Below are 14,088 nucleotides of genomic sequence, written 5' to 3' on the forward strand. Positions count from 1 at the left end.
CTAGACCTCCAGCGCGTAGCCGAGGCCACGGTGGGTGCGGATCGGGTCCTCGCTGGCACCGGCCGCACGCAGCTTGGCGCGCAACGTCTTTACATGCGTGTCCACGGTACGGTCGGCGCTGTCGGCGCTGCTGTCCCAGCCGCGATCCATCAGCTGCGCACGGCTGAGGATGGCACCCGGGCGTTGCAGCAACGCCTCCAGCAGCGCGTATTCGTAACGGGTCAGGTCCAGCGCCTGGCTCCGGAAGCGGATGCGGCGGCCGTCGCGGTCGATGGCGAAGGCGCCGTGCTGCTGCCAGCCCGCGTCGGCGCTGCCCGCTGTCGCCAACGGTGCGGCACGACGCAGGCGCGCACGCACCCGCGCCACAAGCTCGCGCGGCGAGAACGGCTTGGTCATGTAGTCGTCGGCCCCCAGTTCCAGGCCGAGCACGCGGTCCACTTCGTCATTGCGAGCGGTGAGGAAGATCACTGGCAGCTGTGCCGCCGGCCCGGACTGCGCGCGCAGCCGCCGGCACACCTCGAAGCCCCCAAGATCCGGCAGGCCCACGTCCAGCACCAGCAGATCGATGCCGCCGGCCTGCAGCCGCTGCAGGGCCTCGCCGCCGAGCAGGCAGTGGCTGGCGGCATAGCCTTCGCTGCGCAGCGCATAGAGCACGGTTTCGGCGATGGCGGCTTCGTCCTCGACCACCAGAACATGGGCAACAGGGGCTGTCATGGCGCGCAGCATAGCCGCTGCGGCCGCCGCCCCGTACACTGCCGCCCATGAACTATCGCCACGCCTTCCATGCCGGCAACCATGCCGATGTGCTCAAGCACATCGTGCAGCTGGCCCTGATCGACAGCTTCAAGCGCAAGGACAGCCCGTTCTTCGTGCTCGACACCCACGGCGGTGCCGGCCGCTACCTGCTGGCCAGTGAAGAGAGCCGCAAGACCCTGGAGGCCGAGTCCGGAATCATGCGGCTGATGGCCCAGCCCAAGCTGCCGGAGGTGGTCGAGCGCTACCTGAAGGCCGTGCAGGCCGACAACCCGGTGGGCGCGTTGACCAATTACCCGGGCTCGCCGCTGCTGAGCGCACAGGCGATGCGCGCGCAGGACCGCATGGCGGTGTGCGAGCTGCAGGAACCCGAAACCGCCACGCTGAAGGCCCTGTTCGCCCACGACAGCCGCGTCGACGTGCGTCCGGGCGATGGCTACGCGCTGCTGCGCTCGCTGCTGCCGCCGAAGTTCAACGGCAGCAAGATCGGCCGCGGCCTGGTGCTGATCGACCCGCCCTACGAGGCCCAGGACGCCGAGTACCAGAACATCCTGGCCGCCCTGGCCGAGACCCTGGCACGCTGGCCGCAGGCCACCTGCGCGGTCTGGTTCCCGATCAAGCAGCGCCGCACCATCCTGCACTTCCTGCGCAAGGCCAGTGCGCTGCCGGTGAAGTCGGCGATGACGATCGAGTTCCTGGTGCGCCCGGACGACTCGCCGCTGCGCCTCAACGGCAGTGGCATGCTGCTGCTCAACCCGCCCTGGCAGTTCGATCGGGTGGTCGGCCCGGCCCTGCCGGCGCTGCGCCAGCACCTGGGCGAACCCGGTGCCAGCACCCGCCTGGATTGGCTCAAAGCCCCCGAATAACGGCCTTCACGAGGCTGTACCGCCGTGAGCCTTTCGTTCACGGAATGCAGCCCCGGTGATGCCACAATCGATGGACCACCAAGGAATCACCCGGTATGGCCACTCGCAACCGCATGCCGCCCTGGCATGAGATCTTCAAGGCTCCCAGCGGCCACGAGCTGCTGATCCGCCCCATCCGCCCGGAAGATGGCGCGCCGCTGCAAGCAGCGTTCAGCCTGTTCGGGCCGGAAGAAATCCGTGATCGTTTCCTGCAGGCGGTGACCGAGCTGTCGCCGGAAACCACCCAGCGCCTGACCCACCCCAATCCGAAGACCGAGATCACCCTGGTCGCAGCCGAGTCCCTGCCCGCTGGCGAAGCGGTGGTCGGCGCGGTCGCCCGGGCCTCGATCATCCCCGGTACCCGTGAAGCCGAGTACGCGATCCTGATCAGCCGCTTCCTGATCGGCCAGGGCCTGGGCCGGCAGCTGATGCGCAAGCTGGTGAAGTGGGGCCGCGGCAAGTACCTGGACCGCCTGTACGGCGACGTGGCCGCCGAGAACGAGCCGATGAAGCAGCTGGCCGCCTCGCTGGGCTTCAAGCCGGTGCCGCACCCCACCGGCGCCGAAGGCCTGGTGCGGATGGTGCTGGAGCTGGACAACTGAAGGATGCGCCGGGCACTGCCCGGCACCGCATGTTTCGATAGTCGAGCAAGCTCGACTCTACGGATGCACCGGGAGATGCCCTGGCACCGCATTCCGGTAGTGCCGGCCGCTGGCCGGCAGCCTCATGCACCGTTGGGGTATCGGAATGCGGGCCAGCGGCCGGCACTACCCGACGGGGTTTGATCGGGCTTCTGCTAAAATCCGGGGTCCATGTCGCGTACCTCATACCCCGCCCCGCCGCTGCCGCGCGCCGGCCAGCTCCGCGCCTGGTGGCGCGCCCCTGCATCGCCGACCGCCCTGGCCTGGTACCTGGCCCAGGCCGCGCGTGCGCACGACGCCCCGCTGCTGGTGATCGCACGTGACAACCACGGTGCCAACCAGCTCGAAGCCGACCTGCACACCCTGCTCGGCGGCGACCCGGCCTTGCCGGTGGTCGCTTTCCCGGACTGGGAAACCCTGCCCTACGACCGCTTCAGTCCGCATCCGGACATCATCTCGCAGCGCCTGGCCGCCCTGCACCGCCTGCCTGCGCTGAAGCGCGGCCTGGTGATCGTGCCGGTGCAGACCCTGCTGCAGCAGCTGGCGCCACGCAGCTATGTGATCGGCGGAAGCTTCGACCTGAAGGTCGGCCAGCGCCTGGACCTGGAGGCCGAGAAGCGCCGCCTGGAGAGCGCCGGCTACCGCAACGTGCCGCAGGTGATGGACCCGGGTGACTTCGCCGTGCGCGGTGGCCTGCTCGACGTGTTCCCGATGGGTGCCGACGAGCCGCTGCGGGTAGAGCTGCTGGACGAGGACATCGACTCGATCCGCGCCTTCGACCCGGAAAGCCAGCGCTCGCTGGACAAGGTCGAGGCCGTGCACATGCTGCCCGGCCGCGAAGTGCCGATGGACGAGGCCAGCATCGCCCGCGTGCTGGCCACGCTGCGCGAACGCTTCGATGTCGATACCCGGCGCAGCGCGCTGTACCAGGACCTGAAGTCCGGGCTGGCTCCGGCCGGCGTCGAGTACTACCTGCCATTGTTCTTCGAGCGCACCGCGACCCTGTTCGATTACCTGCCCAGCGGCAGCCTGCCGGTGGTCTGTGCCGGTGCCGGCGAAGCCGCCGAGACGTTCTGGGCGCAGACCGGCGAGCGCTACGAACAGCGCCGCCACGATGTGGAGCGCCCGCTGCTGCCACCGTCGGCGCTGTACCTGTCGCCGGAGCTGCTGCGCGAGCGCCTGAACGATGCACCGCGCATCGAGGTGTGGTCGGCCGACCACGCGCGCATCGCCGATGCGCACGCGCTGGGCGACCAGCCGTTGCCGCCACTGCCGGTGGCTGCACGCGAGGCACCGGCCGGTGATGCGCTGAAGTCCTTCCTTGGCCACTACCCGGGCCGGGTGCTGATCGCCGCCGACTCGCCGGGCCGCCGTGAAGCCCTGCTGGAAGTGCTGCAGGCCGCCGAGCTGAAGCCACCGGTGGTGGCTGACCTGCCAAGCTTCCTCGCCGACGATGCGCGCTTCGCGATCGCGGTGGCGCCGCTGGAAGACGGCTTCGCGCTGGACGATCCGCGCATCGCGGTGCTGACCGAGCGCCAGCTGTTCCCGGAGCGCGCTGGCAGCACCCGCCGCACGCGCCGTGCCGGGCGCGAGCCGGAAGCCATCATCCGCGACCTCGGCGAACTGACCGAAGGCGCGCCGATCGTGCACGAAGACCATGGCGTTGGCCGCTACCGTGGCCTGATCGCAATGGACGTCGGCGGCATGCCCGGCGAGTTCCTCGAAATCGAATATGCCAAGGGCGACCGCCTGTATGTGCCGGTCGCCCAGCTGCACCTGATCAGTCGTTATTCCGGTGCATCGGCGGAAACCGCGCCGCTGCACTCGCTTGGTGGCGAGCAGTGGAGCAAGGCCAAGCGCAAGGCCGCCGAAAAGGTGCGCGACGTGGCGGCCGAACTGCTGGAGATCCAGGCCCGCCGCCAGGCGCGTGCCGGCCTGGCGCTGCAGGTGGACCGCGCGATGTACGAGCCGTTCGCCGCAGGTTTCCCGTTCGAGGAAACCCCGGACCAGCTGGCCGCGATCGACGCCACCCTGCGCGACCTGGCCAGCAGCCAGCCGATGGACCGCGTGGTGTGTGGTGACGTCGGCTTCGGCAAGACCGAGGTGGCCGTACGCGCCGCCTTCGCCGCCGCCAGCGCTGGCAAGCAGGTGGCCGTGCTGGTGCCGACCACGCTGCTGGCCGAACAGCATTTCCGCAACTTCCGCGACCGCTTCGCCGACTACCCGATGAAGGTCGAAGTGCTGTCGCGCTTCAAGACCAGCAAGGAAATCAAGGCCGAACTGGAGAAGGTCGCCGCCGGCACCATCGACGTCATCGTCGGCACCCACCGCCTGCTGCAGCCGGACGTGAAGTTCAAGGACCTGGGCATGGTCATCGTCGACGAGGAACAGCGTTTCGGCGTGCGCCAGAAGGAAGCATTGAAGGCGCTGCGCGCCAACGTGCACCTGCTGACCCTGACCGCCACGCCGATCCCGCGCACCTTGAACATGGCCATGGCCGGGCTGCGCGACCTGTCGATCATCGCCACGCCGCCGCCGAACCGGCTGGCGGTGCAGACCTTCATCACGCAGTGGGACAATGCCCTGCTGCGCGAAGCCTTCCAGCGCGAGCTGGCGCGCGGCGGCCAGCTGTACTTCCTGCACAACGACGTGGAGAGCATCGGCCGCATGCAGCGTGAGCTGTCCGAGCTGGTGCCCGAGGCGCGCATCGGCATCGCCCACGGCCAGATGCCCGAGCGTGAGCTGGAAAAGGTGATGCTGGATTTCCAGAAGCAGCGCTTCAACGTGCTGCTGTCGACCACGATCATCGAATCGGGCATCGACATCCCCAACGCCAACACCATCATCATCAACCGCGCCGACCGCTTCGGCCTGGCCCAGCTGCATCAGCTGCGCGGCCGTGTTGGTCGTTCGCACCATCGCGCCTACGCCTATCTGGTGGCGCCCGACCGTCGTTCGATCACCCCGGATGCGGAAAAGCGCCTGGAAGCGATCGCCTCGATGGATGAACTCGGCGCCGGCTTCACCCTGGCCACGCACGATCTGGAAATCCGCGGCGCCGGCGAACTGCTGGGCGAGGACCAGAGTGGACAGATGGCCGAGGTCGGCTTCAGCCTGTACACCGAACTGCTGGAACGCGCGGTGCGCAGCATCAAGCAGGGCAAGCTGCCCGACCTGGATGCCGGCGAGGAAGTGCGCGGCGCCGAAGTCGAGCTGCATGTGCCGGCGCTGATTCCGGAAGACTACCTGCCGGACGTGCACACCCGCCTGACCCTGTACAAGCGCATCTCCAGCGCACGCGACAGCGATGCACTGCGCGAGCTGCAGGTGGAGATGATCGACCGCTTCGGGCTGCTGCCGGATGCCGCCAAGCACCTGTTCGCCATCGCCGAGCTGAAGCTGAAGGCCAACACGCTCGGCATCCGCAAGCTGGACCTCGGCGAGAACGGTGGCCGCATCGTGTTCGAGTCCAAGCCGAACATCGACCCGATGGCGGTGATCCAGCTGATCCAGAAGCAACCGAACCTCTACGCCATGGAAGGGCCCGACAAGCTGCGCATCAAGCACCCGCTGCCGTTGCCGGAAGACCGCTTCAACGCGGCCCGCGCCCTTCTGACCACCCTCGCCCCGGGTTGATCGCCCCCGAATACCCCGCACCGGTCCCCACCCGGTGCGGGTGGATGCCCATGTTTCCTGACGCCGTACCCGCCCCCGACCTGCTGCACGCGCAGGCCTGCCTGATTGATGCCCTCTCGATGTCGCTGCAGATGCGCGACGCCTACACCCGCCACCACTGCGACCGTGTCGGCGTGCTCGCGCAGCGCCTGGCCGCGCACTGCGACCTCGACGCCGAGGCGTGTGAACAGATCGGCCTGGCCGCCCGCTTCCACGACATCGGCAAGATCGGCATTCCCGACGACGTGCTGCTGGCCCCGCGCCGGCACACCGACGAAGAGCGCGCGATCATGCGTGAGCACCCGGTGCGGGGCGAACACATCTTCCTCGCCACCGGCCGTAGCGACGCGGCAGCGGTCGCACGCCTTATCCGCGCCCACCATGAAGCGTTCGATGGCAGCGGTTATCCCGACGGCCTGCGTGGCGAGAGCATTCCGCTGGGCTCACGCATCGTCACCGTTGCTGATGCCTACGATGCGATGACCAGCGTGCGTCCCTATCGTGCCGCGATGGCGCGCGAGGCTGCGCTCGGCATCATCGAGAACCAGTCTGGTGGACTGGTCGATCCTTACGTGTTGCAGCGCTTCCATCGCCTGCTGGCGCAGGAACCCGCGCTGGCCTGATCGGCGGGCGCCGCACCTGTAGAGTCGACCGCTGGTCGACTGCTCTTTCTCCAGATCGCAAAAATCCCGCGCTACGCGCGATAGTCGACCTGCGGTCGACTCTACCAGTCCGCCCCTCGCCACCGGGCCGACAAACAAAAGGCCCGGCGTTCGCCGGGCCTTCTGCATCACACATCACGTGCGATCGATTACCAGATCACCACGCGCTTGTCGTCGGCACGCACCATCGCGTCGCCGGCCTTGCACTGGAACGCGGCAGCGAAGGACGGCATGTTCGACGGCGCGCCGTTGGCACGGAAGTTCGCCGGGGCATGCGGGTCGGTGTTCAAGCGCACGCGCAGCTCACCATCGGTGAAGTTGCGGCGCCACACGGTGGCCCAGTTCATGAAGAAGCGCTGGTCCTGGCTGTGGCCATCGACGTCGACATTCGCCTTCGGGTCTTCCTTCAGCGCCATCTGCAGCGCGTCGTAGGCCACGGTCAGGCCGCCCAGGTCGCCGATGTTCTCGCCCAGGGTCAGCTTGCCCTTCACGAACACGCCCGGCACCGATTCATAGCCGTCGAACTGCGCGACCAGCTGGTCGGTGCGCTGGGTGAAGGCCTTGCGGTCGGCGTCGGTCCACCAGTTGTCGAAGTTGCCGTTGGCGGCGAACTGGCTGCCCGAGTCATCGTAGCCGTGCATCATCTCGTGCCCGATGACCGCACCGATGCCGCCGTAGTTCAGCGCCGGATCGGCCTTGGCGTCGAAGAACGGCGCCTGCAGGATCGCGGCCGGGAACACGATCTCGTTCTTGGTGGCGTTGTAGTAGGCGTTGACCGTCTGCGGGGTCATGCCCCACTCGGTCTTGTCCACCGGCTTGCCGATCTTGTCCAGCATGTAGCGGTAGTTGAACGCGCGCGCGGCCTGCATGTTGCCCAGGTAGCTGTCGCCGTTGGTCTGCAGGCCCGCCCAGTCACGCCACTTGTCCGGGTAACCGATCTTGGGGGTGAAGCTGGCCCACTTCTCCAATGCCTTCTTCTTGGTCTCTTCGCCCATCCACGGCAGCTGCTCCAGGCGCGCCTTCAGTGCTACCGACAGATTCTCCACCAGGTGCTGCATGGCCACCTTCGACTCGGCCGGGAACACGGCGTCGACGTACAGCTGGCCCAGCGCTTCACCCATGCCGCCGTTGACCGACTCCAGTACGCGCTTCCAGCGCGGCTGCATTTCCTTCTGGCCACGCAGGGTGGTGCCATAGAAATCGAAGTTGGCCTTCTCGAACTGGCTGCTCAGGTACGGCGAAGCATCATCGATGGTGTGGAAGCGCAGGTAGGCCTGCCAGGTGCTGGCCGGCACGTCGGCGAGCATCTTGTCCATTTCACCGAAGAAGCCCGGCTGCGCCAGCGAGAACTTCTGCGCGGCCGGCACCTTCAGGGTGTCGAACAGCGCGGTCCAGCTGAAGTTCGGGGTCAGCGTGTCGGCGTCGGCCGCGCTGAGCGGGTTGTAGCGCTTGGCCGGGTCACGCATTTCGATGCGCGACATCGAGGCCTTGGCCAGGCGGGTTTCGAAGGCCATCACGGCCTTGGCCTGCTCGGCGGCCTGTGCAGCATCCACGCCTGACAGGGTCAGCACCTGTGCGATATAGGCCACGTAGGCGTCGCGGATCTTGGCCTGCGCATCGTCGAAGTAGTAGCCCTTCTCCGGCAGGCCGAGGCCGCCCTGGCCGACGTAGGCGATGACGTTGGCCGAATCCTTGTAGTCGGCATTGGCGAACAGCGAGAACAGCACGCCCTTGCCCTCGGCCTGGCTGTCGCGCAGGTACCGGGTGATGGCGGCGGTGTCGTTCAGCGCAGTGATCTTGTCCAGCTGCGGCTGCAGCGGCGCCAGGCCGGCGGCCTCGATCCTGGCTTCGTCGTTGCCGGTCTTCCAGATGTCACCGATCTTGGCTTCCACCGAACCGGCCTTGGCCTGGCTGGCGGCGGCCTGCTGTACCAGCGTGTGCTGCACTTCCAGCGAGCGCTCGCGCAGGATCTCGAAGCTGCCCCAGGTGGTCTGGTCGCCCGGCACCGGGTTGGCCTTCAGCCACTTGCTGTTGACGAAGCCATTGAGGTCGGTACAGGCCGAAATGGACGGGTCCAGATCGGCGCTGTTGAGCGAGATCAGCGGCGTCTTGATCTGCGACAGGTCGAAGGCCGGCTTGGCATCGGTGCCGGCGGTGGCGGCCGGCGCGGATTCATTCTTGCCACAGGCAGCCAGCGAGGCGGCAATGGCGATCGTCAGGCCCAGCGGGACCAGATTGCGGACGTTCATGAGGCTCTCCTGCGGGTAATCCCACAGGGTAGCCGGGGAGGCCCGCGGCAGGGACCGGCCAAAGGTCACAGGGCACCGTCGCTGTAGAGTCGAGCCATGCTCGACTGCTCTGCGCCTCTTGCCGCAGCGGTCATGAACGTGGCACGGAGAGCAGTCGAGCATGGCTCGACTCTACAAAAGCGAAGGCCGGCTTACGCCGGCCTTCTGCTTCTTTATTTCGCCTTGCCCTGGTTGGCTACGGCTTCGGCGGCCTTGCGCGCCGCTTCCGGGTCGCCCAGGTAGCGGAACGATTTCACGGTCAGGTCGTCGTTCAGTTCGAACAGCAGCGGGATGCCGGTCGGAATGTTCAGCTCGAGGATTTCCTCGCGCGAGACGTTGTTGAGGTACTTGTACAGCGCGCGCAGCGAGTTGCCGTGGGCGGTGACCAGCACGGTCTTGCCGTCCTTCAGCTGCGGCGCGATGGCGTCGTGCCAGTACGGCAGCACGCGGTCCAGCGTGGTCGCCAGCGATTCGGTGCCCGGCAGCGCGTTGCGGTCCAGGCTGGCGTAGCGGCGATCATGGATCGGGTGGCCCGGATCTTCCAGCTCCATCGGCGGCGGCGGGATGTCGTACGAACGACGCCACACCTTGACCTGCTCCTCGCCGTGCTTGGCCGCGGTCTCGGCCTTGTCCAGGCCCTGCAGGCCGCCGTAGTGGCGCTCATTGAGGCGCCAGGACTTGTTCACCGGCAGCCAGTCCTGTTCCAGCTCGGCCAGCGCACCCTGCAGGGTGTGGATGGCACGCTTGAGCACGGAGGTGTGGGCGACATCGAACTGCAGGCCTTCCTCGCGCATCAGGCGGCCGGCGGCGGCCGCTTCCCGGCGTCCCTGCTCGGTGAGGTCGACATCGACCCAGCCGGTGAAGCGGTTGTCCAGGTTCCACTGGCTCTGGCCATGGCGCAACAGTACGAGTTTACGGGTCACTGCAGGGTCTCCAACGCGAGGAAAGGCAGGCCGCCATTGTAGCCCCGGCCGTCGCTCACCGGGCCGTGGCGCCACGCATGCGATGCTGTGGCCGATGAATACGATGATCGACCCCGGGCGCTGGGAAGGCAGCGTCAGCGCCGCCCGCGCGCAGCAGCTTCAGCTGGCCGGCCGGGTGGAACGCCAGGACCGGCTGCCCCGCAACGTGCGCTGGCTGGCCGGGCTGGATGTCGGCTTCGAGGATGACGGCGCCATCACCCGCGCCGCTGCGGTATTGCTGGACGCAACGACGCTGCGGCCTGTCGCGCAGGAGATCGCGCGCATTCCCACGGTGATGCCCTACATCCCCGGCCTGCTCAGTTTCCGCGAACTGCCCGCGTTGTTGGCCGCGTTGGCCTTGCTGCCGCGCACACCCGATCTGGTGTTCGTCGATGGCCACGGCATCAGCCATCCGCGCCGGTTGGGCGTCGCCGCGCACCTGGGCGTGGTCACCGACCTGCCGAGCATCGGCGTGGCCAAATCGAAACTGGTGGGCCGCTTCGTCGAACCGGGCGCCGAGGCCGGCGCGCACACGCCGCTGCTGGACGGCGACGAACAGCTCGGTTGGGTACTGCGCAGCAAGGTGCGCTGCAAGCCGTTGTTCGTGGCCGGCGGCCATCGGGTCAGCGCGGATACCGCGCTGGACTGGGTGCAGCGCACGCTGCATGGCTACCGCCTGCCGGAGCCGACCCGGCTGGCGGATCGGCTGGCCTCGCGCCGGGACGAATGACTGCAGCAGGCATCCCCGATGCGGCCTTCGATTTCGATCAACGATGCACGTGGCCGCGATGGCCCTGCGCATCCTCGCCGTGGTCGTGGCCCTCATGGCCCTCGTGCTCGCCGCCCTTGGCCGGCGCAGGTTCGCCACAGGCCTCGCCGCAGTGGTCCGCCTCGATCTGCAGCGTCACATGCTCGATGCCGAAGTCATCGTGCAGGCGGCCACCCAGTTCACGGCGCAGCACATCGGCATCGGTGCCGTCGCGCATCACGATGTGCGCGGTCAGTGCCGGCGTGCTGGAAGCCAGTGCCCACACATGCAGGTCATGCACGTCCAGCACCGCGGCATGGCCGGACAGGCTGTCGCGCACCTTGACCACGTCCATGCCCTTGGGCACGCCTTCCAGCAGCACGTTGATCGCCTCGCGCATCAGCACGTAGGTGCGCGGCAGCACCCACAGGCCGATCAGCACCGCCAGGATCGGGTCGATCGGCTTCCAGCCAGTGACCTGGATCAAGATCGCACCGGCGATCACTGCCACCGAGCCGAGCATGTCCGCCCACACTTCCAGGTAGGCGCCCTTCACGTTGAGGCTCTCGCCACTGCCCGCCTGCAGCAGTCGCATCGAGATCAGGTTGATGAGCAGACCGGCCGAGGCGATCACCAGCATGCCGGTGGAGGCGATCTCCTGCGGCTTGCTGAAGCGCCCGACGGCTTCCCACAGGATGTAGGCGGCGACCACGAACAGCATCGCGCCGTTGATCATCGCGCCCAGTGCTTCCAGGCGTGCATAGCCGTAGGTGCGGCGCGCGTCGGGCGGGCGCCGGCTCAAGCGCACCGCGATCAGCGCGATCATCAGCGCCAGTGCGTCGGTGGCCATGTGCGCCGCGTCGGACAGCAGCGCCAGGCTGTTGGTCCAGAACGCGCCCACCACTTCGACGACGAGGAAGGTGGAGGTCAGGCCGAGCGCCCACCACAGGGGTTTCTCGTGGCGGATCTCGGATGGCAGGTGATCGTGGTCGTGGCCCATGGCAACAGCTCCTTTGCGATGGACGCAGGCTACGCGTGCGTGCGTGGGGAAACTATCACGGTGTTTATAACATTGCAGGCCACGCGGTCCCTCACCGGGCCGGGCCCGGCGCTACCGGAGCCGGCCCGGTGGCGCCAGGCCCGCCCCGGCGATCACAGCGGACCGAAGTCCACGTCCGGTCAGAACCCGAAGCGCAGGCTGGCCCAGTAGGCGCGGCCCGGCTCGTTGTAGGTCGCCGCACCGGCATCGCTGCTGTTGGCCTCGCGGAACAGGCGCTTGTCGGCCAGGTTGTTCACACCGAAGCCGAAGCTGACCGTCTCGGTCACCCTGTAGCGCGCGCTCACGCCCCAGATGTTGTAGGCCCCGCGGTCCTGCAGCGCGAGCGACGGATCGCAGGTGCCGGTGCAGCGCGGATCATTGTTGATGTTGGTGGTGGCCGGCTTCTGCTTGCCATAGAAGGTGCCGGTCAGCAGCAGCGACAGCTTGTCGGTGGCCTGCCAGTCCAGCATGGTGTTGATCGTGTACTTGGGGATCACCGACAGCGGCTGGCGCGTGGTCTTGTTCTCGTTCTCCACCATGTAGGTGAAGTTGTTGCTCCACTTCAGGCGGTTGCCCTGCTCGCCCAGCAGCGGGATCACCAGGTTGCCTTCCAGGCCCTGCACGATCGCCTTCGGCGCGTTCTCCCAGCGGAAGATGCGGCCCCTGCCATCGGCGGTCAGGCCGATCTGGTCGTAGCCGGCCTGGATCTTGTCCTTGTAGTCGTTGTGGAAGTAGGTCAGCGACGCCTGCCAGCCACTCTGCGGCGCCCACTCCACACCCAGTTCCTTGTTCAGGCTGGTTTCCGCCTTCAGGTCCGCATTGCCGCGCATGTAGCAGCCGGCGCCCAGGCTCGGCAACGCATTCGGGCAACCATTGCCGCGGGTGTAGTACAGGTAGTCCGGATTCGACTGGTACAGGTTCGGTGCCTTGAAGGCGCGCGCGATGCCACCCTTCACCACCCAGTCGCTGTTGATGCGGAACTGCGCGTTGAGGCTGGGGCTGGTGTTGTTGCCGAACTGGCTGTGGTGGTCGAAGCGAAGGCCCGGGGTGACGATCCAGCGCTCGCCCAGGTAGATGTTGTCTTCGACGAATACGGCGGTGGTCTGCGCATCGGCCTTGCCGCGCGCACGGTCGGCCGACAGCCCCGGGAAGCCGCCGCCACTGCTGCTGGACTGGCTCATCGAATACGGGTCGGTCAGGCGGCTGTCGAGATATTCAAAGCCCAGCGTCCAGATGTTCTCGGCGCCGCCCAGCGTGGTCGGGAAGCTCACTTCGCCATCCAGCTGGTAGTTGCGCAGGCGCGAGGTCGACCAGTCGGTGCCGTTGAAGCTGCCTTCCGGGCCACCGGCCAGGCCTTCATTGATGCGCGAGTTGTTCACCGCCTCGACCGCAGCCGTAACCCGCGAGGTCACGTCGCCCCAGCGGCCACGATGGGTGATCGCACCGGTGTTGCGATACATGCGGTTGGTTTCGGCCTTGCCGTCGGCCAAGGCGGCCAGATCGATGCCGGTCGAGGTGCCGGTGGTGCTGACCGCGCGGTCGCCGGCGTAGATGTTGCCCTGGCGGCTGGTGCCGGCTTCGAACTCGACCACCTGGTCGGCCGTCACGTCCCAGCGCAGCAGCGCGTTGACGTCGCGGTTCTTGACGCCCTCGCGGCCGGCCGGCGGCACCGCGTTCGGATTGGTCGCGTACTGGCGGTTGAGCGCCAGCGAATCGGCGTCGGTCTTGTTGAGGTTGCCGTACAGGCGGAACGACAGGGTGTCGGTCATCGGCCCACTGAGCTGCAGGCCGATGCGTTCGCTGCCGCCTTCGGCGCTGTGCTCGGGCACCAGGCCGTACAGGTCGACCGCACCGGTCAGGTCGCCGGTCGGGCGCTTGGTGATGATGTTGACCACGCCGCCGGAGGCACCGGAACCGTAGCGGGCTGCCGCCGGTCCGCGCAGCACTTCGATGCGCTCGATCATCTCCGCGGGGACCCAGTTGGTGTCGCCGCGCGTGTTGCGCTCGCCGCTGCGGCCCATGCGCACCGCATCGCGTGCGCCGATGCGCTTGCCGTCAACCAGGATCAGGGTGTTTTCCGGGCCCATGCCGCGCAGGTCGATCTGGCGGTTGTTGCCGTACTGGCCGGAGGCACTGTTGCCGGTCAGGTTGACGCCCGGCATGGTACGCAGCAGCTCGGCGATGTCGTTGGCCGGCGGGCGCTTGGCGATGTCCTCGGCGGTGATGGTCGAGGTGCCCAGCGCCTGCCGCGCGATCTGCGAGGCGGTGACATGCACCGTGTCGATATCGGTTGCGTCGGTTTCGGCCTGGGCGGTCAGGGCACTGCCCGCCAGCAGGGCGGCAACGGCGAGCGCCAGCGGGCGCGGCGAAAGGACAACGGCTCGGGACATGATCTGGACCTTCTGGCAGGGCAAC

Annotated in this window: 10 protein-coding genes; 5 read left to right on the forward strand and 5 right to left on the reverse strand. The window is 67.7% G+C overall.

All coding sequences use genetic code 11. The features are described from left to right. Positions 1 to 726, reverse strand: a complete 726-nt coding sequence (gene creB / locus SSKA14_RS17640; protein WP_008267456.1) for a two-component system response regulator CreB — start codon at positions 724 to 726, stop codon at positions 1 to 3. Positions 727 to 761: 35 nt separating this feature from the next. Here creB and rlmJ point away from each other — a divergent pair, with 35 nt between their 5' ends. From rlmJ to SSKA14_RS17660, 4 genes are all read left to right on the forward strand, one after another. Next, positions 762 to 1,619, forward strand: a complete 858-nt coding sequence (gene rlmJ / locus SSKA14_RS17645) for a 23S rRNA (adenine(2030)-N(6))-methyltransferase RlmJ (RefSeq protein ID WP_006425982.1) — start codon at positions 762 to 764, stop codon at positions 1,617 to 1,619. 95 nt (positions 1,620 to 1,714) lie between these two features. Beyond that, a complete protein-coding gene (locus SSKA14_RS17650) occupies positions 1,715 to 2,260 on the forward strand; it encodes a GNAT family N-acetyltransferase (protein ID WP_004150340.1) in 546 nt (181 codons plus the stop codon). A 210-nt stretch (positions 2,261 to 2,470) separates the two neighbouring features. Further along, entirely contained in the window at positions 2,471 to 5,935 is a 3,465-nt protein-coding gene (gene mfd, locus SSKA14_RS17655) for a transcription-repair coupling factor (protein WP_008265899.1), read from the forward strand. 44 nt (positions 5,936 to 5,979) lie between these two features. After that, positions 5,980 to 6,597 carry an HD domain-containing phosphohydrolase gene (locus SSKA14_RS17660; RefSeq protein ID WP_040008323.1) on the forward strand — a complete coding sequence of 206 codons (618 nt, stop codon included), beginning with the start codon at positions 5,980 to 5,982 and terminating at the stop codon, positions 6,595 to 6,597. Between the two features lie 188 nt (positions 6,598 to 6,785). On the opposite strand, the gene SSKA14_RS17665 is transcribed toward SSKA14_RS17660, so the two are convergent. Beyond that, entirely contained in the window at positions 6,786 to 8,885 is a 2,100-nt protein-coding gene (locus SSKA14_RS17665) for a M13 family metallopeptidase (RefSeq protein WP_008267411.1), read from the reverse strand. A gap of 212 nt (positions 8,886 to 9,097) precedes the next feature. Beyond that, a complete protein-coding gene (gpmA, locus tag SSKA14_RS17670) occupies positions 9,098 to 9,847 on the reverse strand; it encodes a 2,3-diphosphoglycerate-dependent phosphoglycerate mutase (protein WP_040008326.1) in 750 nt (249 codons plus the stop codon). Between the two features lie 94 nt (positions 9,848 to 9,941). On the opposite strand from gpmA, the gene nfi reads away from it, so the two are divergent. Further along, a complete protein-coding gene (nfi, locus tag SSKA14_RS17675) occupies positions 9,942 to 10,616 on the forward strand; it encodes a deoxyribonuclease V (protein ID WP_040009782.1) in 675 nt (224 codons plus the stop codon). Between the two features lie 37 nt (positions 10,617 to 10,653). On the opposite strand, the gene SSKA14_RS17680 is transcribed toward nfi, so the two are convergent. Beyond that, the gene (locus tag SSKA14_RS17680; protein WP_008267216.1) at positions 10,654 to 11,634 is read right to left on the reverse strand and encodes a cation diffusion facilitator family transporter; all 981 of its coding nucleotides are present in this window, start codon (positions 11,632 to 11,634) and stop codon (positions 10,654 to 10,656) included. A 179-nt stretch (positions 11,635 to 11,813) separates the two neighbouring features. Continuing rightward, positions 11,814 to 14,063: a TonB-dependent siderophore receptor gene (locus tag SSKA14_RS17685; protein WP_008267193.1), complete on the reverse strand. Its 2,250-nt coding sequence runs from the start codon at positions 14,061 to 14,063 to the stop codon at positions 11,814 to 11,816. Between the last annotated feature and the right edge of the window lie 25 nt (positions 14,064 to 14,088).

Origin of the sequence: Stenotrophomonas sp. SKA14, assembly GCF_000158575.1 — a bacterium.
Classification (GTDB): Bacteria; Pseudomonadota; Gammaproteobacteria; order Xanthomonadales; family Xanthomonadaceae; genus Stenotrophomonas; species Stenotrophomonas forensis.